This window comes from Micromonospora sp. L5 (genome assembly GCF_000177655.2).
Taxonomy (GTDB): Bacteria; Actinomycetota; Actinomycetes; order Mycobacteriales; family Micromonosporaceae; genus Micromonospora; species Micromonospora aurantiaca.
The window spans coordinates 1177326-1200118 of the sequence record NC_014815.1; the positions used below are offsets into that span (position 1 = coordinate 1177326).

Annotated in this window: 15 protein-coding genes and 1 pseudogene; 10 read left to right on the plus strand and 6 right to left on the minus strand. The window is 73.7% G+C overall.

Translation table 11 applies throughout. The annotated features are described in order from the left end of the window. Positions 1-66 precede the first annotated feature (66 nt). Positions 67-567: a transcription elongation factor GreA gene (gene greA, locus ML5_RS05920; protein ID WP_013284133.1), complete on the minus strand. Its 501-nt coding sequence runs from the start codon at positions 565-567 to the stop codon at positions 67-69. A gap of 145 nt (positions 568-712) precedes the next feature. Continuing rightward, positions 713-1147: a DUF4307 domain-containing protein gene (locus ML5_RS05925; protein ID WP_013474070.1), complete on the minus strand. Its 435-nt coding sequence runs from the start codon at positions 1145-1147 to the stop codon at positions 713-715. Between the two features lie 244 nt (positions 1148-1391). Here ML5_RS05925 and mca point away from each other — a divergent pair, with 244 nt between their 5' ends. The 7 genes and pseudogenes from mca (at position 1392) to purE (ending at position 10159) form a co-directional block, all read left to right on the plus strand. Next, complete coding sequence (mca, locus tag ML5_RS05930; RefSeq protein ID WP_013284135.1) at positions 1392-2273, plus strand: mycothiol conjugate amidase Mca; 882 nt, start codon at positions 1392-1394, stop codon at positions 2271-2273. A 48-nt stretch (positions 2274-2321) separates the two neighbouring features. Beyond that, on the plus strand, positions 2322-2606 hold the full coding sequence (locus tag ML5_RS05935; protein WP_013284136.1) for a hypothetical protein: 285 nt from the start codon (positions 2322-2324) through the stop codon (positions 2604-2606). A gap of 180 nt (positions 2607-2786) precedes the next feature. Further along, positions 2787-5319 (plus strand): annotated as a pseudogene (locus ML5_RS05940) (putative bifunctional diguanylate cyclase/phosphodiesterase). 111 nt (positions 5320-5430) lie between these two features. Then, a complete protein-coding gene (locus ML5_RS05945; protein WP_013474072.1) occupies positions 5431-6324 on the plus strand; it encodes a hypothetical protein in 894 nt (297 codons plus the stop codon). A gap of 85 nt (positions 6325-6409) precedes the next feature. After that, a complete protein-coding gene (locus tag ML5_RS05950; protein WP_013474073.1) occupies positions 6410-8446 on the plus strand; it encodes a thioredoxin domain-containing protein in 2037 nt (678 codons plus the stop codon). Positions 8447-8510: 64 nt separating this feature from the next. Continuing rightward, positions 8511-9668, plus strand: coding sequence for a 5-(carboxyamino)imidazole ribonucleotide synthase (locus tag ML5_RS05955; protein WP_013474074.1), 1158 nt, complete (start codon positions 8511-8513; stop codon positions 9666-9668). After that, positions 9668-10159, plus strand: a complete 492-nt coding sequence (gene purE, locus ML5_RS05960) for a 5-(carboxyamino)imidazole ribonucleotide mutase (RefSeq protein WP_013284141.1) — start codon at positions 9668-9670, stop codon at positions 10157-10159. The genes ML5_RS05955 and purE overlap by 1 nt, the downstream gene beginning before the upstream one ends. 299 nt (positions 10160-10458) lie before the next feature. Here purE and ML5_RS05965 read toward each other — a convergent pair whose 3' ends face one another. Beyond that, entirely contained in the window at positions 10459-15366 is a 4908-nt protein-coding gene (locus ML5_RS05965) for an SCO7613 C-terminal domain-containing membrane protein (protein ID WP_013474075.1), read from the minus strand. Positions 15367-15527: 161 nt separating this feature from the next. Further along, a complete protein-coding gene (locus ML5_RS05970; protein WP_013284143.1) occupies positions 15528-16955 on the minus strand; it encodes a UDP-glucose/GDP-mannose dehydrogenase family protein in 1428 nt (475 codons plus the stop codon). 247 nt (positions 16956-17202) lie between these two features. On the opposite strand from ML5_RS05970, the gene ML5_RS05975 reads away from it, so the two are divergent. Then, a complete protein-coding gene (locus tag ML5_RS05975) occupies positions 17203-18366 on the plus strand; it encodes an acyl-CoA dehydrogenase family protein (protein ID WP_013284144.1) in 1164 nt (387 codons plus the stop codon). A 52-nt stretch (positions 18367-18418) separates the two neighbouring features. Here ML5_RS05975 and ML5_RS05980 read toward each other — a convergent pair whose 3' ends face one another. Next, entirely contained in the window at positions 18419-19072 is a 654-nt protein-coding gene (locus ML5_RS05980) for a hypothetical protein (RefSeq protein ID WP_013474076.1), read from the minus strand. A 23-nt stretch (positions 19073-19095) separates the two neighbouring features. On the opposite strand from ML5_RS05980, the gene ML5_RS05985 reads away from it, so the two are divergent. Together ML5_RS05985 and ML5_RS05990 are read left to right on the plus strand one after the other, a co-directional pair. Further along, positions 19096-19611, plus strand: coding sequence for an acyl-CoA thioesterase (locus ML5_RS05985; protein ID WP_013284146.1), 516 nt, complete (start codon positions 19096-19098; stop codon positions 19609-19611). Positions 19612-19929: 318 nt separating this feature from the next. Beyond that, on the plus strand, positions 19930-21921 hold the full coding sequence (locus ML5_RS05990) for an acetoacetate--CoA ligase (RefSeq protein ID WP_013474077.1): 1992 nt from the start codon (positions 19930-19932) through the stop codon (positions 21919-21921). 127 nt (positions 21922-22048) lie between these two features. Here the strand turns inward: ML5_RS05990 and ML5_RS05995 are convergent, their stop codons facing one another. After that, positions 22049-22738, minus strand: coding sequence for a TIGR03089 family protein (locus ML5_RS05995; RefSeq protein ID WP_013474078.1), 690 nt, complete (start codon positions 22736-22738; stop codon positions 22049-22051). Positions 22739-22793: the final 55 nt, after the last annotated feature.

Below are 22793 nucleotides of genomic sequence, written 5' to 3' on the forward strand. Positions count from 1 at the left end.
CCGAGGAGGGCCTGTCAGCCTCGGTCGGGTTCGGGACCCGAGCCGTCCGGCGCGGGTCCGGAGGGGTCAGCCGCTGTACGGCTCGAAGGAGACGATGGTCACCTTGATATCGGCGCCGCTGGGCGCCGTGTAGGTGCAGGTCTGCCCTGCCTTGCCGCCGAGGATGGCCTTGCCGAGCGCGGACTCGGGGCTGTAGACCGTGAGGTCGGTGGTGGAGGCGATCTCCCGGGAGCCGAGCAGGAAGGTCTCGCTGTCGTCGGCGTCGTCGTCGAAGTAGATCTTCACGACCATGCCCGGCGACACCGCGTCGGTGTCCGGCGCCTCTCCGACCTTGGCGGTGCGCAGCAGCTCCTTGAGGTAGAGAATGCGGCCCTCGGCCTTGCCCTGCTCCTCGCGGGCGGCGTGGTAGCCGCCGTTCTCCCGCAGGTCGCCCTCCTCGCGCCGGGCGTTGATCTCGGCGGCGATGACCGGTCGGTTGGCGATCAGCTCGTCGAGCTCGGCCTGCAGACGGTCGTAGGCGTCCTGGGACAGCCAGGTGGCGGGCGCCTCGTTTCCATTTGTGGACACAGGCGGTCTCCTCGATTGGTGCGGACTGGCTGACAGGTGAACTTGCAAGGCTACCAGTGCGGGTCGCGTCGAGGTGTGATCAATCACCCCGGGTGCCGGCGGCGGGACCGGGGTGCGGTGGCCGGCGACTCGCCGGCGGTCCGGCTCAGCCGGCGGGCCGGCAGCGCAGGACCTCGCCGATGAACGGCCGGGCGCTCGTGGGGACCTCCTGCCGGGTCCGGATGTGGCGCTGGCCGGGCTCCGCGGTCACGGTGGCCTCGGCGCTGCCCACCTGGGCCCCGTCGTGGGAGCGGGCCCGCAGCAGACAGGTGGCGGAGCCGCCCGGCGGCACGGTGACCCGGAAGTCGACGACCACCCGGGAGTCGGTGATGTCGGTGTAGCTGATCATCTCGCCCTGGTACTCCGGGTCGCCGTACTGGTAGTAGAGCTTCGCCGCGCCCAGGCCGAGGACGGCGAGCATGACCGTCACCGTCAGGGCGAGCAGGACCGGCCGGCGGCGCCCCGGCTCCCGGCGGCGGCCGTAGCGGCCCGGCGGGAAGACCGGTGCCTTCGCGGCGACTGTGGCGTGCGTCTCGCTCACCGGCGGGTATCTCCTGGCGTTGTTGTCGGCGGCATCGGCAAGAATGGCTAGGTCCATCTTCCCAGCCCGGCGCTGAGTCAAGGATGGCAGGTCGGCCTGGACCGGCGGGCGTGGCCCTGGCCACTCCGGTGGCGGCCCCCGACCGGCCGTCACGGGGGCTTTCGCGGGCGCGGGGGGGAGATTCCGGCAGGTCAGCCGGCCGGCCCGGGGGTCGGTCGGCGGGCACAGACGAGGAGCGCCGAAGGTGGCAGAACAGCTGCGTCTCATGGCGGTGCACGCCCATCCCGACGACGAGTCGAGCAAGGGCGCCGCCACCATGGCGAAATACGTCGCCGAGGGGGTGGACGTCCTGGTCGTCACCGCCACCGGTGGCGAGCGGGGCAGTGTGCTCAACCCCAAGATGGACCGCCCCGACGTCTGGGCGAACATCGGTGACATCCGGCGGGCCGAGATGGACGCCGCCCGGGCCATCCTCGGCGTCGAGCAGGCGTGGCTCGGTTTCGTCGACTCCGGGCTGCCCGAGGGCGACCCGCTGCCGCCGCTGCCGGAGGGCTGCTTCGCCCTCCAGGACGTGGACGTCGCAGCCGCGCCGCTGGTGCGCCTGATGCGGCAGTTCCGCCCGCACGTCGTCACCACGTACGACGAGGAGGGCGGCTACCCGCACCCCGACCACATCATGACCCACAAGATCACCGTGGCGGCGTTCGACGCGGCCGGTGACCCGGACCGCCACCCCGAGCTGGGCGAGCCGTGGCAGCCGCTGAAGCTCTACTACGACGTGGGCTTCTCCCGGGCCAAGATCATGAGTTTGCACGAGGCGGTGCTCGCCGCCGGGCTCGAGTCGCCGTACGGCGAGTGGATGAAGCGCTGGGACGAGCGCCCCGACAAGGGCGCCCGGATCACCACCCGGGTCGAGTGCGCCGACTACTTCCCGGTCCGCGACGACGCGCTGCGCGCGCACGCCACCCAGATCGACCCGGACGGCTTCTGGTTCCAGGTGCCGATGGAGTTGCAGAAGCGCGCCTGGCCGACGGAGGACTTCCAGCTCGCCCGCTCGCTGGTCGACAGCCCGCTGCCCGAGTCCGACCTGTTCGCCGGCGTACGAGAGGCGTGCCGTGCCCACTGACCCGGCCGGGGTCTACCCTGGTGCTCAGTCGCACATCGGAGGAACACCATGCTGACCACCGTCGAGGTGCTCGCGCAGAACAACTTCGGTGACACCCGTACGGGTGGTCTGGCCGGTCCGATGGGCCTCTTCCTCATCGTCGCGCTGGCCACCGTCACCGTCCTGCTGATCCGCAACATGAACGCCCGGCTGCGCCGGCTGCCCGACCGCTTCCCGCAGCAGGGCACCCCCGGCCGGGCCGATTCCGCAGTCGCCGATCCGACAGACGGGCTCGTCGAGCAGGATTCACCGACGAATGCGCCCAACGGCTCCCAGCAGCACCGGAACAGCTGAACACCGCGTGAATCACGTCGAAGCCGGTCGTCGCCCCCTGTTGCGACCACCGGCTTTGGCTTAGCCTTCCGCCGGGGGGACCGTCAGGCCCCGGACCCTGCGCGGAAGGGGGACGCCGATGTCGAAGACAGCACCGGCCCCCGACCATGCCCCGGCCCGACCCGTCGACGGGGCGGCCCCGTGACCACCGAGCCGGCCGACCGTTCCCCCGACCGGATCGGCCTGCGTGGGACACCGGTGGGCGTCGTCCTGCTCACCGTCGCGGTCGCGCTGACCGGTCTGCTCGCCGCCGCGCTCGGCCTCACCGTCCCGTCCCACCTGCCGGCCGACCACCCACTGCCCGGTCCGGCACGCTTCGGCATCGCCATCGTCGCGTTCGCGGTGGCCCAGCTCGCCCGGCTGCGCTTCCGTACCGCCTCGGGCATGGTGAGCATCACCTGGGGCGAGGCCGCGCTCGTGGTCTGCCTCTGGCTGGTGCCGGCCGGCTGGCTCCCGGCCGCGGCCCTGCTGGGCGTGGGCGCCGCCTGGACCGTGATGTCGCTGGTCTCCGACCGTCGTCCGGCGCTGGAACTGGTGGGGATCGCCGGTTCGCTCACCGCCGCCACCGCGCTCGCCGCCGCGGTGGCCACCGCGCTCGGCCCGCCGCTGCTCGCCGCGCCCACGCCGGAGCTGGCGCTCACGCTCACCGCCGCCGCGGTCACGTACCTGCTCACCACCGCCTTCCTGGGCGCCGTCACGCTCGCCCTGCGGCACGGCATCGCGATCGGTCCGCCGCTGCTCGCCGCGCTGCGCGGCAAGCTGCTCATGTTCGTCGGCAACGTGGCGGTCGGCCTGGTGGTCGTCGCGCTGCTCGAACTCGACGCGCGCTGGCTGCTGCTCCTGCCGCCGCCGCTCTGGCTGCTCCAGCAGACCTACCGCCACCGGCTCCGGGCCGACCAGGAGCGGCGTACCTGGCGGGCGTTCGCCGAGGCCACCGCCGCACTCAACCAGCTCGACGAGCGCGGCGTGGCGACCGCCGCGGTGACCGGCGCGCTCACCCTGTTCGGCGCGGAGCTGGTCGAGGTCGACGTGGCCCGGGGTGAGGGACGCTGGCGCCGCTACCGGGCCGACCGCGGCGGGCAGGTACGCGACCGGGAGGTGGAGCCGTCCGCCGGCGCCGACGCGGGGGAGCACGAACTGGTGCGCCGCCTCGCGGTGGGATCCGCCGACGTCGGCCGCCTGCGGGTGCGGTTCGCCCGGTCCGCCCCGCCGAGCGCCCGGGAACGCGACGGCGTGGCGGCCTTCGGCGACGCGCTGGCCGCCGCCCTGCACGACGCCGCCACGCACCGGGAGCTGCGGCTGGTCACCGCCCGCTCGTCGTACGACGCGGTGCACGACCAGCTCACCGGACTGCTCAACCGGGCGGCGCTGCTGGCCAAGGGGGACCAGGCGCTGCGGCAGCGCGCGCACGACCACCCGGTGGCCCTGCTGCTGCTCGACGTGAACCAGTTCAAGGAGGTCAACGACACGCTCGGGCACTCGGCGGGCGACCAGTTGCTGCGGCTCACCTCCAACCGGCTCGCCGCGCTGACCCGGCCGGGTGACCTGCTCGGGCGCCTCGGCGGCGACGAGTTCGCGCTGCTGCTGACCTCGGTGCCGCTGGTCGAGGACCGGACGGCCCCGCTGGCGTACGCGCTGCGCCAGGCCCGGGAGGTCGCCGAGCGCCTCGCCGCACCGACCGAGGTGGCCGGGGTGCGGATGTCCGTGGAGGTCGCGGTGGGCGTCGTGGTCGCCGACGCGGGCGCGGCCGACCTGACGGAGCTGCTGCGGCGCGCCGACATCGCCATGTACCAGGCGAAGGAGGGCGGCGGCAGCGTTGCCGCGTACGACAGCTCCCGCGACGCGGCGAGCACCGACCACCTGGCGCTGCTCGCGGAGATGCGGGAGGCTCTCGCCGCCGACGACCAGCTGGTGCTGGCGTTGCAGCCGGCGGTGGACCTGGCGACCGGCGCGCCGACCGGGGTGGAGGCGCTGATCCGGTGGCGGCACCCGCGCCGGGGCTGGCTCGGCCCGGCCGACTTCATCCGCCCGGTGGAGAACAGCGAGCAGCTCGGCAGCTTCACCCGGTACGTGCTGGACAAGGCGCTGGAGGTCGCCTCCGGATGGGCGCGGGACGGGCTGGACGTCCCGATCTCGGTGAACCTGTCCGCGCGCAGCCTGCTCGACCCGCGGCTGCCCGCCGAGATCGAGGAAGCGCTGCGCCGCCACCAGGTGCCGCCGCACCGGCTGGTCCTGGAGATCACCGAGACGGTGGTGATGAGCGAGCTGGGAGGTCATCGACGAGGTGCTGGCCACGCTGCGTGGCATGGGCGTGCAGCTCGCCGTGGACGACTTCGGCACCGGCTTCTCGTCGCTGACGTTCCTCACCCGCATCGCCGTCGACGAGCTGAAGGTCGACCGCTCGTTCGTGCTCCGGATGGCCGACTCGCCGGAGGCGGCGGCGATCGTCCGGACCACCGTCGGGTTGGCCCACGAACTGGGCCTGCGGGTGGTGGCCGAGGGTGTCGAGACCGCCGAGCAGCGCACCGCGCTGGCCGAGCTGGGCTGCACCGCCGCCCAGGGCTACCACTTCTTCAAGCCGATGCCGGCTGACAAGATCGCCGCAGTGCTCGCGTCGCTGCGCGACGCGGCCCGGGGCAACGTCTTCCCGCTGCGCGCCGACGGCGCCTCCTGACCGGTCCGTCCGCCGTGGACGGGGCAGCGGAGGACGCCCGGCCGGTCCTACGCTGCTGGCACGGCGGGCACGACAGGCGTCCCCGCTGACGTCCACACGGGGAGGACGACGATGAGACGTTCCTGGCGACGGATCCTGCTCGCTTCGACCATGGCGCTGACCACCGGCGCCGCCGGCCTGGTCATGCCCGCGCCGGCGCAGGCCCGGCCGGCGGAGTCCTGGTCGTTCGCCGTCACCGGCGAGCCGGGTGATCCGATCACCGCCGGCAACTCCTACTCCTACAGCTCCGCCGCACCGACACCGGGCGACGAGATGAACGCGTGGGGCCACGACCAGCAGCACTTCGGGATGGAGTTCTGGAGCGACGCCGACAACACCTGGCGTCTGGAGATCAGCGCCCCGGCCGGCCAGCCGCTGAAGGCGGGCGACACCTACCAGAACGTCGGCCAGCCGGACGGAAGCGGCACGGCCGGCATCCGCCTCTACAACGGCGGTTGGGGGCGCTCCTGCGCGCAGAGCACCGGATCGTTCACGGTCCTCGACGCCGCGTGGGGGCCCTTCGACTACGTCGAGCGCTTCGACGCCACCTTCGAGATCCGGTGCGAGGGCGCGACCGGCGGTCTGCGCGGCCAGGTCCACATCGGCAACCCGCCGCCGCTGCCGGCGCTCGACGTCACACTGACCGTCGATCCGGTCGCGACGGTGGACAACAAGGGCATCGCCACCGTCCGCGGCTCGATCACCTGCACCCGGGCGGACTCCTTCTCCATCGCGGGCGAACTCGTCCAGGAGCAGAAGAAGGCGGGCATGGTGCGTGGCTACTTCTCACCCCACATCCCGTGCGTTCCGGGCCAGGTGGTGCCGTGGTCGGCCACCACCTACCCGGCCGACGTCAAGTTCCAGCGCGGCACCGCCCAGGCGGTCAGCGAGATCCTGGTCCGCGACTTCGAGTACTGGAACGAGTTCACCGTGCGGGACACCTCGACGCTCACCCTGACCCGGTGAGACGGCGGCCGGGCCGGGACCACGACCCCGGCCCGGCCGCCGCACTCGCGCCGCACCGGCTCCGCGCGCTCGCTAAGGTCGGGTGGTGAACCGACTCGCCGAGGCCACGTCGCCCTACCTGCTCCAGCACGCCGACAACCCGGTCGACTGGTGGCCCTGGTGCGACGAGGCGTTCGCCGAGGCGAAACGGCGCGACGTGCCGGTGCTGATCTCGGTCGGCTACGCGGCCTGCCACTGGTGCCACGTCATGGCCCACGAGTCGTTCGAGAACGAGGCAGTCGCCCGGCTGATGAACGACGACTTCGTCTGCGTCAAGGTCGACCGCGAGGAGCGCCCCGACGTCGACGCGGTCTACATGACCGCCACCCAGGCGATGACCGGGCAGGGCGGCTGGCCGATGACCGTCTTCGCCACGCCGGACGGCACCCCGTTCTTCTGCGGCACGTACTTCCCCCGCGCCAACTTCATCCGGCTGCTCGGCTCGGTCGCCACCGCCTGGCGCGACCAGCGCGAGGCGGTGCTGCGGCAGGGCACCGCAGTGGTCGAGGCGATCGGCGGCGCGCAGGCAGTCGGCGGCGTCACCGCCCCGCTCACCGCCGAACTGCTCGACGCCGCCGCGAGCCGGCTCGCCGGGGAGTACGACGAGACGAACGGCGGTTTCGGCGGCGCACCGAAGTTCCCGCCGCACATGAACCTGCTCTTCCTGCTCCGGCACCACCAGCGCACCGGCTCGGCGCGCAGCCTGGAGATCGTCCGGCACACCTGCGAGGCGATGGCCCGCGGCGGCCTCAACGACCAGCTCGCCGGTGGCTTCGCCCGCTACTCGGTGGACGGCCACTGGACCGTGCCGCACTTCGAGAAGATGCTCTACGACAACGCGCTGCTGCTGCGGGTCTACACCCAGCTCTGGCGGCTCACCGGCGACCGGCTGGCCCGCCGGGTGGCCCGCGACACCGCCCGCTTCCTCGCCGACGAGCTGCACCGCGCCGGTGAGGGCTTCGCCTCCGCGCTCGACGCGGACACCGAGGGCGTCGAGGGGCTCACCTACGTCTGGACGCCCGGCCAGCTCGTCGAGGTGCTGGGGGAGGACGACGGCCGCTTCGCCGCGGACCTCTTCGAGGTCACCGCCGACGGCACGTTCGAGCACGGCACCAGCGTGCTGCGGCTGGCCCGGGACGTCGACGACGCCGACCCGGAGGTGCGGGCCCGCTGGCAGGACGTGGTGGGCCGGCTGCTGGCCGCCCGCGACACCCGGCCCCAGCCCGCCCGCGACGACAAGGTGGTGGCCGCCTGGAACGGGCTCGCGATCACCGCCATCGCAGAGTTCCAGCAGGTCGCCTCGCTGCTCGTGTCGCCCGACGACGAAGACGCGAACCTGATGGACGGCGTGCTCATCGTCTCCGACGGTGCGATGCGGGACGCCGCCGAGCACCTGGCCACCGTGCATCTCGTGGACGGCCGGCTGCGCCGCGTCTCCCGGGACAAGGTCGTGGGTCAGCCGGCCGGGGTGCTGGAGGACTACGGCTGCGTCGCCGAGGCGTTCTGCGCGATGCACCAGCTCACCGGCGAGGGGCGGTGGCTGACGCTGGCCGGTGAGCTGCTCGACGTGGCGCTGGCCCGCTTCGCCGGCCCGGACGGCGCCTTCTACGACACCGCCGACGACGCCGAGCGCCTGGTCACCCGGCCCGCCGACCCGACCGACAACGCGACCCCGTCGGGCCGGTCGGCGATCGTCGCGGCGCTCGTGGCGTACGCGGCGCTGACCGGCGAGACCCGCTACCGGGAGGCGGCCGAGAAGACGCTGACGACGGTAGCGCCGATCGTCGACAGGCACGCCCGGTTCACCGGGTACGCGGCCACCGTCGGCGAGGCGCTGCTGTCCGGGCCGTACGAGATCGCTGTGGCGACCGGTGACCCGGAGGGCGACCCGCTGGTGGCCGCCGCCCGGCGCCACGCCCCGCCCGGCGCGGTGGTGGTGGCCGGCGCCCCGGACCAGCCCGGCGTGCCGCTGCTGGCCGGGCGGCCGTTCGTCGACGGGAAGCCCGCCGCGTACGTCTGCCGGGGCTTCGTCTGCCAGCGGCCCGTGACCGGCGTCGAGGAGCTGGTCGCGCAGCTCGGCTGAGCGGAGTGGGCCGGGCCGCCCTCACGGTCCGGCCCGGCACCGGCCCTTATAGGCTGGCGGCGCTATGGACTCCCGTACCGGTCTCCCCGTCGTGGGCATGGTGGGTGGCGGCCAGCTCGCCCGGATGACCCACCAGGCCGCCATCGCTCTCGGCCAGTCGCTGCGCGTGCTGGCGCTCGCCCCGGACGACGGTGCCGCGCTGGTCGCCGCCGACGTCCAGTACGGCGACCACACCGACCTGGCCGCGCTGCGCACGTTCGCCAAGGGCTGCGACGTGGTCACCTTCGACCACGAGCACGTCCCCAACGAGCACATCCGCGCCCTGACCGACGAGGGCGTGAAGCTGTTCCCCCCGGCCGAGGCGCTGGTGCACGCGCAGGACAAGCGGGTGATGCGGGAACGGCTCGGCGAGCTGGGCGCGCCGAACCCGGCCTGGCGTCCGGTGAAGTCCCCGGCCGACCTGATCGCGTTCGGCGAGGAGACCGGCTGGCCGGTGGTGCTCAAGGCCGCCCGGGGCGGCTACGACGGGCGCGGCGTCTGGATGGTCGACGACGCCGGTCAGGCCGGTGAGCTGGCCGCCACGCTGCTCGCCGGTGGCACCCCGCTGCTGGTCGAGGAGCGGGTGGCGCTGCGCCGTGAACTGGCCGTGCAGGTGGCGCGATCGCCGTTCGGGCAGGTCGCCGCGTACCCGGTGGTGGAGACGGTGCAGCGCGACGGCATCTGCGTCGAGGTGCTGGCGCCCGCGCCCGACCTGCCCGAGGAGCAGGCCGTGGCCGCGCAGCAGCTCGCCATCGACCTGGCGACCGCGCTCGGCGTGGTCGGTCTGCTCGCGGTGGAGCTGTTCGACACGCCGTCCGGGCTGGTCGTCAACGAGCTGGCGATGCGGCCGCACAACTCCGGGCACTGGACCATCGAAGGGGCCCGGACCTCCCAGTTCGAGCAGCACCTGCGGGCGGTGCTCGACTACCCGATGGGGGACACCTCGCTGACCGCGCCGGTCGTGGTGATGGCGAACGTGCTGGGTGGCGCGCCGGGCGGCAAGTCCATCGACGAGCGGCTGCACCACCTGTTCGCCGCCGAGCCCGGGGCCAAGGTCCACCTGTACGGCAAGCAGGTGCGCCCGGGCCGCAAGATCGGGCACGTCACCGTGCTCGGCAACGACCTGGACGACGTACGGGCCCGGGCCGCGCGTGCCGCCCGCTGGCTCCAGGAGGGGCACTGATGAGCACCGTCGGGCTGATCATGGGCAGCGACTCGGACTGGCCGGTCATGAAGGCCGCCGCCGAGGCGCTCGACGAGTTCGGCGTGCCGTACGAGGTTGGTGTGGTCTCGGCGCACCGCACCCCGGTCAAGATGATCGAGTACGGCCGGGCCGCCGCCGGACGTGGTGTCCAGGTGATCATCGCGGGCGCGGGCGGGGCGGCTCACCTGCCCGGCATGGTCGCCTCGGTCACCCCGCTGCCGGTGATCGGTGTCCCGGTGCCGCTGAAGTACCTGGACGGCATGGATTCGCTGCTGTCCATCGTGCAGATGCCGGCCGGGGTGCCGGTCGCCACCGTGTCGATCGGCAACGCTCGCAACGCCGGCCTGCTCGCGGTACGCATCCTGGGCGCTTCGGACCCGGTGCTGCGCGACAGGATGGCCGCCTACCAGGCGAGCCTGGAGGACCTGGTCGCGGAGAAGGATGCCGCGCTGCGCGCCTCCCTGATCTGACCGTCTCGTCACTCTCTGTTTCCCGGGTGTCTGGTCGCTCAGCGTGACCGGCCGGGCCGACGCGTGTCTGTGCCCTCCGCCCACTTTGCTCTGCAGCCATCGGCGCAGCACGGCTCTGGCCTGCAACCCGGCCTCCCGTCCCCAAACGGCTCGGCGGCGGCCATCGTCACAGTTGGTGACTGCTGCGTCAGTGGGTGCAGAGCAAAGGCGGCAGAGGGGCGGCATCCCCGCCGCAGCCCTTCGACACGGAGCGTGACCTGATCAGTCGCGTCCCGGCCCCGACCGGGACCGGGACCGGCTCACCGCATGCCGCGCAGGGCGGTCTGGAGGCGCTCCTGGGCACGGCGGCGGCGTTCGTTGCTCGCACCGAGCACCAGCAGCACGATGCCGACCGGGATCAGGACCAGCCACGGGCCGAGGCTGAACAACGCGTGCACGGCCGCGATAGCGGTCACCGTCGCCCCGACGATCACCGGGGCCTGCTGCCGGCTGGTCGAGCCGAAGATCAGCACCGCGACGGCGCCGAGCAGCAGCAGCACCTGACGCAGCATGCTGGATTCGGTCGCGATCACGATCGCCAGCGTGGGCAGGAACGCGGTGACCAGCGCCGGCCCGTACGCCACCCAGCTCGACAGGTCGGGCCGGTGCCGCAGTTGCAGGACGCCGACCAGCAGGGCCAGCGCGGCGAACGGCAGCGTGTACGCCTCCGGCAGCGCCACGTCGGCCACCCGCATCAGGATCCACCAGGCGCTGATCTCGCAGGCCACCACCGCCCAGAACAGCAGGTTGCGTTCCATCGGACGGCGTCCCGGACGGCTGGCCGCCACCCCGAGGACCGCGCCCCAGGCGGCCAGCAGCGCGGCGATGTGCCGGGGCGAGTCGTACGCCAGCGCCAGCGCGATGAGCGCCGCCCCGTAGCCGCTCCACTCGACTGTGGCCGCCTCCCGGTACGCCTCGGGACGGCGCAGCCGGGGCAGCGTGGCGGCGAACACCTGCAACGCCGCGCCGACGGCGAGCACCCCGAACGCGGACCAGACGGCCGCCAGCCCGGACTTCAGGCCGATCGTGAGCACGAACAGCTGAGCCATCACCGAGCCGAACAACCAGCCCAGGATGCGCGCCCGCTGGGTGGTGCCGAACAGCGCGGCGACAGCACCCACGCCGACCGCCCCGCCGAGCGTGAACACGGTCAGGTCGCTCGTGGCGAGGCTGCCGGCCAGCCCGGCGCCACCGGCGGCCAGCCCCAGCGCGAAGACCAGCACCCGGGCAACCCGGATCGACCGGCCCGGCTCGGCGATCGCCGGTGGCGGGGTCAGCGCCAGCCCGAGCATCGAGATGGTGAACACCGCGAGCGCGGCAAGCGCGGTCACCGGCCAGCCCCGCCCCAGCGCCACCGGCGTGATCAGCAGGGTGATCGCTGCGCCGGGCAGGATCACCGGCACCGCCCGGGACCGCCGGCCGCCGCTGAACCCGGTGGCGGCCAGCGCCGCGGTCACCGTCAGCAGCAGCGCGGTGAGCACGTGCGTGGGGTTGACCGCCTCCGGCGGCGGGGTCAGCAACTCCGGTGGTGGCCCCTGCCACACCCGGCTCAGCACCGCGAACGGCGAGAACAGCGACACCACGAGTGAGGGCGCCAGAGTGGCCAGCGCCAGTGCGGTGGGCAGCGCCGCGGCGGCGAGCGCGCCGGCCGCCGGGCTGACCCGCCAGCGCAGCTCGGGATCGTCCGGGGCACGTCGTAGCGCCCCGTTGAGCAGCACGGTCCAGCGGCGTACCGGCCGGCCCGAACCGGCGGGCGGGACGGTGGCGGCCCGTACCAGTTCGGCGAGCACACCGAGCAGCGCGGCGGCGGCGGCGAACACGCCCGCCGGCAGGCCGACAGCGAGCGCCGCGGCGGCGGTCACTGTGGCCGCGCCGACCACCGCGACGCTGGCGTACGGGAGGTATTGCGGCACCTGCCGACGTACCGCCGCGATCGCGGCCAGCCCGATGCTGGCGGCGGCGAGCGCGGCGGTGAGCACCACCTGCGGTGGGCGGCCGTACTCGACTGCCAGCGCGGCCACCGCGCCGGGCAGCGCGAGCAGTGCGGCTCCGGCGCCCGCGCCGCCCACCTGCACCAGGTGCGGCGGCATGCCCTCGCTGCGGATGTCGTCGACGAGGGAAGGCGCGAGCGTGCGGGCCACCGCGGCCACCGTCGCGCCGATCAGCGCGATGCTGCCCAGCGCCAGCGCTGTCGTCCACGGCCGTACCAGCCCGGCCCCGGCCGCGTGCAGCGCCACCACCCCGGCCACTGTGGCCCGGGACAGCGCGGCCCGGGGATCGACAGCGGCCGCGGCCGCCATGCCGTAGACGGTGGCCACCATGCAGCCGACCAGCACCGGGGACCACCAGGGCAGGTCGAACGCGGCCGGTGCGCCCACCGTGGCGAGCACGGCGGCCAGGCCGGAGACGTCGTACTTCCACGGCGGCGGCAGCAGGATCGCCGCGGTCACCCCCAGCAGCGCCAGCGCGACCGGGGCCTGCCAGGTCGACCCGCCGGTCGGCGCGGCCGGCCAGCCGAACAGGTCACCGGCCCAGATCGGGCCGGGGGTGGCCAGCACGCCGAGTCCGCCGCGCAACGCGCTCCAGGCGGCGATCAGGCCGATCAGCGTGCCACCGGCGGCGATGCCGAGAATCGGGCCGCGCCGCCACTCCTCGGGCAGCGCGCGGGCGGCCACCGCCACCAGCAGCACCAGCGCGGAGGCCACCACGAGCTGACCGCCGGGGGCGAGCACCGCGGCGATCCGGGCCAGCGTGGCGACGAGCGCCACTGTGGTGGCCGCGAGCGCCAGGTCGGACCCGTCGAGGGACATGTCCGCGCGGCGGCCGGCGTCGATGCGTGGGGCGAGCGCCAGCAGCGCGGCGGCGACCAGGAGCAGACTCCCCACCCACGCGTCGGCCGAGGTCGCGCCCGGCGCGCCGAACGCGGCGGCGGCGACCGCCACCGCGCCGAGCACCGTACCGAGCGCGTGCGGCATGCTCAGGTGCCGCTGTGCCACCTGCACCAGGGCGGCGTAGCCGAGCGTGACACAGACGGCGAGGAAGCTCGCCGCGAGGATCGGCACGGTGATCTCGCGCAGGTTCGCCGGTGTGGCGACCGGCGGCGTCGGCACCGTGGCCGCCACGAACGCGGCGACGGCACCGGGCAGGGCGAACGCCGCGCCGCCCGCGGCCCAGGAGCAGACCGTCTCCGTCGCGGCGGCGGCGAGCCGGACCCGCGGGGCGAGGGACACCAGCGCCCCGGCCAGGAACAGAACAGTCAGCGCGGCGGCGGTGAGCGCCGGGCGGGCGAGCGAAGCACCCGCGCCGACCAGGCCCAGCCCGGCCGCTGTCACCGCGTGCGCCACAGCGGACCGTTCGGTGCGTGCGGTCAGCCCGAGCACGCCGACCGCTACCGCTGTGAGCAGCATCGGCCAGCAGGCCGCCGCCCAGCCCAGACCGAGCGACGCGGGTACGGCGAGCGCGGTGAGCGCCGCGCCGACCACTGCGAACTCGCGCCGGATCTCGGCCGGCAGCGCGATCACGGCGGCGATCGTGAGCAACGACGCGCTGGCCGCGAGCTGCCAGCCGGTCGGGCCGACCGCCCGGGCCAGCTCGGTGTGCCATCCGGTCAGATCCGCCGACCATGCCGGCAAGGCGGCCCGGACCGGGGCCAGCCCGGCGCGCAGCGCGCCACCGGCGACCACCAGGCCGCTGACCGTGAGCGCCACCGCGGAGGCGATCTGCGGGCCACGCCGGGCCGTCTCCGGTACGGCCCGGACGGCGAGCCCGGTCAGCGCGATGACGGCGGAGATGAGCAGCAGGGACCGGCCGGGCAGAGCCACCGAGGCGACCCGCCCGAGAGCGCCGATGACCGCCAGCGTGAGGATGCCGGCGCCCACGTCCGGCAGCGGCGGCCGGCGCAGCACGAGCGTCCCGGCCAGCGCGACCAGGGCGGCGAGCAGCAGCACCGTGCCCGCGGCGGCGGCCGGCGGCACCGTGGTGGCGCGCAGCAGTCCGGTCACCGCGTACGCCAGCGCGACAGCGACCGCCACGCCGTGCAGCAGCCAGGTCAGCTCGGGCAGCCACGGCACCGGCCGGGCGGTGGCGGCCGGACCCGGTGGTGTCTCACCGCCCAGCACCTCGGCGGACTCCTCCGGCGCCGACTCGGGCCGGTCGTCGTCGGCGCGCTGCCGGGGCGGGACGGGAGGTGCCGGCTCGGTGACGGGCAGGTCCCGCCGGACGGGCCGCTCGCGTACCACCGCCGAGCGCGCGAGCGCCAGGTCGAGCACTGCCACCACGGTCAGCACCAGCGCCCAGCCGACCGGCCCGGTGATCCGCTCGTACGCCAGCAGCGGCAGCACCGGCTGGGCGGCCAGCACTGTGGCGAAGCGTGGCGCGCGCAGACCCGTCCCGTACGCGTACCCGAGGGCGACGAGCGTGGTGACCAGGAAGATCGTCCCGGCGAACGCGGCACCCGACGAGCCGCCGCCGATCCGGTCCACGGCCCAGAGCGCGTACCCGGCCAGCGGCACCAGCAGCAACCCGACCGCGGCGATGGTCTCGGCGGTGGAGGTGAGCCCGCGCCGGGCCAGCACCGGCGGGGCGAGCAGCATCAGCGCCGTCGCCACCAGCAGCACGCCGAGGCGGGCCAGCGCGTCCATCGAGCTGGTGGCGACCGCGGCGAAGACCACCGCGGCGACGCCGAGCAGGAGCGCGCCCAGCCCGAGCGGGATGTTCTGCACCTCGCGCGAGGACGCCTCGGGCGGGTGCTCCGGGTCGTCCGCGTCGAGCCAGCGGGGGCGGCCGCGCGGCGGCGACGGGGGCAGGTCCTCCGGCGGGCCGGGCGGCGGGGTGCCCTGGCGGGGCACCCGGGGCGGCGCGCCGGTGGCGTCGGTGGGCGGGCGGCGGCCGGGCCGGCGGCGCAGCACCCGGCGCGGCCGGGTGGCCTGCCTGATCCGTTCCTCACCGGCGTGCGCCAGGATGTCCCGCTGGAAGAGGGCGGCCTGCATCTTCGCGGCGATCTGCCGCTGCTCCCGGGCGATCTCGGCGTCGCGGGCCTTCATCTCGGCGATCGAGCGCTCGATGTCGGCCAGGTGCTCGGCCCACTGCGGCTGGTGCGCGCCGCAGTGCGGGCAGACGACGGCGGGCTTGATGTCCTGCCCGCACGAGGCGCACCTGAAGCTCTCCACGACAGTCTCCCGTCCGCCCGTGCCCCCGCACTGTGGACCTCCCAGAGGCAGCATGCCTTGAGTGGGCCGGGATTTCGACAGTTGCCGCCGCGTTCGGGACAACAAAAACGGACCGGCCGCCGGGAGACGTTCCCCGGCGGCCGGTCCGCGCGCTCAGCGGATCAGGGGCGACCCATGCCGCGGTACTCCCAGCCGGCCTGCGTCCACAGTGTGGAGTCGAGGCAGTTGCGCCCGTCGACCACCTTGCGGCCGTTCGCCAGCTCGCCCAGGGCCACCGGGTCGGCGTTGCGGAACTCGGCCCACTCGGTGAGCACGCAGACCAGGTCGGCGCCGCGGACGGCGTCGTTCATCGTCTCCTCGTACGTCAGCTCGGGCACCGCCCGGCGTGCGTTCTCGACCCCCTGCGGGTCGAACACGTGCACGTCGGCGCCGGCTTTGCCGAGCAGCGAGGCGACCGCGAGCGCCGGCGCGTCGCGTACGTCGTCGGTGTTGGGTTTGAACGTGGCGCCGAGCACCGCGACCCGCGTGCCGGACAGGTCCGGGCCGGCCGGCCCGGAGCGGCGGCCGAGCAGTTCGGCGGCGAGTTGCACCACGCGGCTGCGGCGGCGCTGGTTGATCAGGTCGACCTCGTGCAGGAAGCGCAGCGCCTCACCGGCGCCCAGCTCCTGCGCGCGGGCCTGGAAGGCGCGGATGTCCTTGGGCAGGCAGGCGCCGCCGAAGCCGAGCCCGGCCTGGAGGAAGCGGTTGCCGATGCGCGGGTCGTAGCCGATCGAGCGGGCGAGCTGGGTGACGTCGCCGCCGGCCGCCTCGCAGACCTCGGCCATCGCGTTGATGAAGGAGATCTTGGTGGCGAGGAACGCGTTCGCGGCGACCTTGACCAGCTCGGCGGTGGCGAAGTCGGTGACCACCAGCGGCACCTCGCGGTCCTCGGTGGCGGCAAGGTCGAAGACGCCTTTGTGGGCGGCGAAGAGCATGCCGTTGGCCCACTCGCTCTTGACGCCGACCACGATCCGGTTCGGACGCAGCACGTCGTCGACGGCGAAGCCCTCCTGGAGGAACTCGGGGCTCCACGCCACCTCGACGCCGAGGTCGGCCGGGGTGTGCTTGCCGACGAGCTGCTCCACCCACTCGGCGGTGCCCACCGGCACGGTGGACTTGCCGACGATCAGCGCCTTGCGGGTCAGGTGCTGGGCGAGGCTGGTCACGGACGCCTCGACGTACGACAGGTCGGCGCCCATGCCGTCGGCCCGCTGCGGGGTGCCGACGCAGATGAAGTGGACGTCTCCGAAGTCGGCGGTCTCCTGGATGTCGGTGCTGAACCGCAGCCGGCCGGCGGCCAGGTTGCGCCGCAGCAGCTCGTCGAGGCCGGGCTCGTGGATCGGCACCTCGCCCGCGTTCAGCTTGGCGATCTTGTCCGCGTCGACGTCGAAGCCGAGCACCTCGTAGCCCAGCTCCGCGTAGCAGATGGCGTAGGTCGCACCGAGGTAGCCGGTGCCGAGGAAGGTCACCCGCGGGCGGGCGGCGCCGGACGGCGGGGTCACCGCGGCGATGGCGGGCATCGGCTGGGTGTTCGGGTACGGAATCGTCACGCCTGTCTTCTCCGCTCGCACTGGCGGCGCTTCCACGCGTCGCATTCTGCTGGGGCGCCGAGGCCGGGCACCGAGGGAACTGGATGTCTGCTGTGAGGGTAATGGGGTTGGGCGGGCGAGGCTCGGGCGCGAGCCTACCCGCCGGTAAGGTTCGGCCGGGGCCGGTGGCTATCCTTCAGTTTGCGGCAGTCGTCGGCCCCCGGGCGGCACAGACTGCGCATGATAGCGGTGAAAGGGGAGGGCCGACATGGCCGCAGAGCAGTCGTTCGACGTCTACCGGTTGCCGGAGGAACACGAGGCGATCCGGGAGGCGGTCCGTGAGGTCTGTGCGGCCAAGGTGGCTCCGCACGCCGCCGAGGCGGATGAGACAGGTGAGTTCCCCAAGGCGTCCTACGAGGCCCTGCGGGCGGCCGACTTCCACGCCCCGCACATCCCGGTCGAGTACGGCGGCGCCGGCGCGGATGCGCTGGCCACGGCCATCGTGATCGAGGAGGTGGCCCGGGCCTGCGCGTCGTCCTCGCTGATCCCGGCGGTGAACAAGCTGGGCACCATGCCGCTGCTGCTGGCCGGCTCCGAGGAACTCAAGCGCAAGTACCTCACCCCGGTCGCGGCCGGGGAGGGCATGTTCTCCTACTGCCTCTCCGAGCCGGAGGCGGGCAGCGACGCCGCCGCGATGACCACCAAGGCGGTACGTGACGGAGACCACTGGGTGCTCAACGGCGTGAAGCGGTGGATCACCAACGCGGGCGTTTCCGAGTACTACACCGTGTTCGCCGTGACCGATCCCACAGCGCGCTCGAAGGGCATCTCCGCGTTCGTGGTGGAGAAGTCCGACCCGGGCGTCAGCTTCGGCGCCCCGGAGAAGAAGCTCGGCATCAAGGGCTCACCCACCCGTGAGGTCTACTTCGACAACGTCCGGATCCCGGCCGACCGCATGATCGGCGCCGAGGGCACCGGCTTCGCCACCGCGATGAAGACGCTGGACCACACCCGGGTCACCATCGCCGCCCAGGCCGTCGGTATCGCTCAGGGCGCGCTGGACTACGCCAAGGGCTACGTCCAGGAGCGCAAGCAGTTCGGCAAGCCGGTCGCCGACTTCCAGGGCATCCAGTTCATGCTCGCCGACATGGGCATGAAGCTGGAGGCGGCGCGGCAGCTCACGTACGCCGCCGCCGGCAGGTCCGAGCGCGGCGACGCGGACCTGACCTACTTCGGTGCGGCCGCGAAGTGCTTCGCGTCCGACGCCGCCATGGAGATCACCACCGACGCGGTCCAGCTGCTCGGCGGCTACGGCTACACCCGCGACTACCCGGTCGAGCGGATGATGCGGGACGCCAAGATCACCCAGATCTACGAGGGCACCAACCAGGTGCAGCGCATCGTGATGGCGCGTCAGCTGCTCAAGGGCTGACTGCAGGCGTTCGGGCGGGCGGGCCGGTACGTACCGGCCCGCCCGCGCTCGTTCAACGGCTCTCGGTGCCCTCCGGCCGGCCGGCGCCGCGCGGGGGCGCGGACCACGGCGACTCGCCGCCGGTGCGGCGGGGCAGGGGTTCGGTGGGGGACTCGGGGTACGCGAGCGTGAGCGGCGGCGTGTCGGGGTCCTTCGCCGGCGCCGGGGGCCAGTCGGTGAGCGCCGGCTTGTGCTCGACCGGTGTGACGGCCGGGGTCAGCTCCGCCTCGGCCGTCGCGGATGTGACGGGACGCCGCCAGCGGCTCGTGCTGAACACGGCCATCAGCAGCAGCACGCCGATGAGGAACAGCGTGCCGTTGTCCAGCGGGTCGCGCAGCGGCAGCGGGTCACCGAGCAGCTTCAGGTCGTCCGGCACCCGGTCCCGCACGCTGAACGGCGTGACGAACAGCCCGAGGTACGGGACCGCGAGCAGCAGGCCGGCCACCAGCGGGCCGAACGGCGAGAAGCGCAACGTGCCGAGCAGGCCGAGCAGGATGCCGGCGACGCCCAGATAGACGGCCGGCTCGATCAGGTTCGGCGTGCTGTACGTCCCGATCTCCACCCAGCGGTCGACGGTCCGCTCAGATCCGTCCTGACCGAGCGTGACGAGCACCCAGGTGACGGGCGCCACCGCCAACCCGGCGAGGAAGCTCCAGAGATGTCGCATCCGCGCACCGTACCGTTTTCGGCATGACAGATCATCCCGCGGTCCCGCCGGGTAAGCCCACGTCGTACTCCCGCGTCACGCTCAGTCGCATCATGACCGCGGTCGATGTCAATCTGTACGGGACCGTGCACGGTGGGGTACTGATGAAATTCGTGGACGACGTCGCCGGCGCGGCGGCGGCGCGGCACAGCGGCGGCACCGCGGTGACTGCGTCCATCGACGAGATCGTCTTCTCCGAGCCGGTCCGGGTGGGCGATCTCGTGCACGCGCACGCGCAGATCAACTGGACCGGACAGACCTCGATGGAGGTCGGGGTGAAGGTGGTCGCCGAACGCTGGGACTCGGCCGAGGAGGAACCGGTCCGGGTCGCCACCGCGTACCTGGTGTTCGTGGGCGTCGACGTGGGTGGCACGCCCCGGCCGGTCCGCCCGGTGCTGCCCGAGACGCCGGAGGACGAGCGCCGCTTCCGGGAGGCCGAGATCCGGCGCGCGCACCGGCTCGCCCGGCGTCGCGCGATCCAGGCCCACCGCGCCGGCTGAGGTGTAAGGAAGGGCCCCTTGTTAACGCCTGCGGTAGAGGAGGGGACCCCTGTTAACACTCCCCGGCCTACCCGCGCCGCCTCCACCGGCGGCGGACACCCGCGGAGGGCGAGGTGTTAACAAGGGGCCCTTCCTCTGCACGAGGCGTTAATAGGGGGCCCTTCCTTACACCCGGGCCACATGGGGTGGGGGTTCGGGGTGTGGGCGGGGCACGCCCCGTACGGCGTACCCGGCGCGGACAATGGCGGCACGAGGTAGGGCAAGATGGCGCCACGGCCCCGGCACACCGTCGTGGCGGGCCCAGGGGAGGGTGGAACAGTGGCTGACGTGCTGTGGACGCCGCCGGCGGACGTGCGGGAGCGGTCCCGGATCGGTGACTACCTGCGCTGGCTGGCCGAGCACCGCGGGCTGGAGTTCGCCGACTACGACGCGCTGTGGCAGTGGTCGGTGACCGACCTGGACGCGTTCTGGCGCTCGATCTGGGACTACTTCGACGTGGTCGCGCACACCCCGCCGACCGCCACCCTCACCGGCCGGGCCATGCCGGGCACCCGCTGGTTCCCCGGCGCGACGCTCAACTACGCCGAGAACGTGCTGCGCATGCCGGGGCTGGGCGACGACGACCCGGCGGTTATCGCGCACGGTCAGACCCGCGCGCCGGAGACGCTCACCGCGGCCGAGCTGCGCGAGCGGGTCCGCCGGGTGGCCGCCGGGCTGCGCCGCCTCGGTGTCGGTCCGGGCGACCGGGTGGCCGCGTACGCGCCGAACATCCCGGAGACGTACGTCCTGCTGCTCGCCACCGCCAGCCTGGGCGCGGTCTTCTCCTCCTGCGCGCCCGAGTTCGGCACCCGCAGCGTCACCGACCGCTGGCAGCAGATCGAGCCCACGGTGCTGGTCGCCGTGGACGGCTACCGGTACGGCGACAAGCCGGTCGACAGGCGCGCCGAGGTGGCCGCGATCCGGGCCGCGCTGCCGTCGCTGCGGCACACGGTCGCCATCGCGTACCTCGATCCGGACGGCCCGGCCCCCGACGGCGCGCTGCCGTGGGCGGAGCTGGCGGCGGCGACGGACGAGCCGTTGACGTTCACCCCTGTCGCCTTCGACCACCCGCTCTACGTGCTGTACTCCTCCGGCACCACCGGCCTGCCCAAGCCGATCGTGCACGGCCACGGCGGCATCCTGCTGGAACACCTCAAGATGCTGGCGCTGCACCACGACCTGGGCCCGTCCGACCGGTTCCTGTGGTTCACCACGACCGGCTGGATGATGTGGAACTTCCTGGTCTCCGGCCCGGCGGTGGGCGCAGCGATCGTGCTGTTCGACGGCAACCCGGGCCACCCCGACCTGGGCGCGCTGTGGCGGCTGGCCGCCGACACCGGCACCACGTACTTCGGCACGTCCGCGCCGTTCCTGCTGGCCTGCCGCAAGGCCGGGCTGGTGCCGCGCGAGGTCGCCGACATGTCCGCGGTGCGCGGCCTCGGCTCGACCGGCGCGCCGCTGCCGGCCGAGGGCTTCACCTGGGTGTACGAGAACGTGAGCGACCGCCTCCAGCTCCAGTCGCTGTCCGGCGGCACGGACGTGTGCACCGGGTTCGTCGGCGGCGTGCCGCTGCTGCCGGTGTACGCCGGGGAGATCGCCTGCCGGGCGCTCGGCGCGAAGGTGGAGGCCCGCTCCGCCGACGGCAGCGCTGTGATCGGGCAGCTCGGCGAGCTGGTGATCACCGAGCCGATGCCGAGCATGCCGGTCGGGTTCTGGAACGACCCGGACGGCGCCCGCTACCGGGAGGCGTACTTCGAGGTCTATCCCGGGGTGTGGCGGCACGGCGACTGGATCACGGTGAACGAGCGCGGCGGGTGCGTGATCACCGGCCGGTCCGACGCCACGCTCAACCGGGGCGGCGTACGCCTCGGCACCGCCGAGTTCTACTCGGTGGTCGAGGGGCTGGACGAGGTGGTCGACTCGGTCGTCGTGCACCTGGAGGACGACGAGGGCGGCGCGGGCGAGCTGCTGCTGTTCGTGGTGCTCGCCGAGGGCCTGGAACTCGACGACGAGATGCGGCGCAAGATCTGCCGGGAGCTGCGTACCGCGCTGTCGCCGCGGCACGTGCCGGACGAGATCCACCAGGTCCGGGCCGTGCCCCGCACGCTGAGCGCGAAGAAGCTGGAGGTACCGGTCAAGAAGATCCTGACGGGCACCCCGATCGACAGCGCGGCGGCCAAGGGCGCCCTGGCCAACCCGGAGTCCCTGACGGCGTTCGCCGCCCTGGCCCAGCGCCGGGCCACCGCCGACAGCCCTGCCCCGCCTCGCTGATCTCGCACTCTCCGCCCCGCCGCCCCGCCCGTTGATCTTGCACTTTCCGCCCCGGCGAAGGGGGCGAATCACCCGTCCCGAGGGCCGAAACCGCAAGATCAACGCGGGGGAGGGGAAGGGGCGGGCGTCAGGCCAGGGTGTGGGTGGTCTTCTCGGTTTCGGCGCGGGAAGGCAGGCGGGCCGGGTCGGGGTGGGCGCACGCGACCACGCTGGCGCCTGCGGTCAGCGGGGTGAGCAGCCAGTCGACCGGGTCGGGGTGGGTGGTCACGTCGACCAGGAGGCGATCGCCCTGAGCCAGGCCCAGCTCGGTGGCGCGAGCCTGTGCGCGGGCCAGCAGCGCCGCGTCCGCCTCGCCACCGGCCGAGTTCGGCGTGAAGTGGTCGCCGTGTCCGCGTACCGCGGAGACGAAGTCGGTGCAGCCGGCCGGCACCTGCCGCATCGGCAGCGCGAACGGGTCGAGCGCCAGCGCGTACCGCTCGCCGGCCGGCCACCCGGCCGCCTCGTCCACCCGGCCGACGGCCACGAACAGTGCCTCCACCGGGCCCGGCGTGCCGGTCACTGTGAGCTTCGCCGACCAGCAGCCGAGCAGCACCGCGGCGGTCTGCCAGTGCGGCGGCAGCAGCACCCCGGCCGCGTCGCCGGGCGCGGCGCCGACCTCGTCGGTGAGCAGGTTCGCGGTCTTCGCCACCCAGTTCGCGAGCGTCGCCCCGGAGAGTTCGGTGCGTTCGCCGGAGGCGTCGTCGTACCAGGTCAGCAGCGGTCGGGTGGGGTCGGTCGCGATCGCGTCGGCGAACACCCGGGCAATGTTGTCGGCCATCGGCGCGAACGATACGCGCCCCGCGTGCGTACTCGATGACAGCGACAAGTCGGCG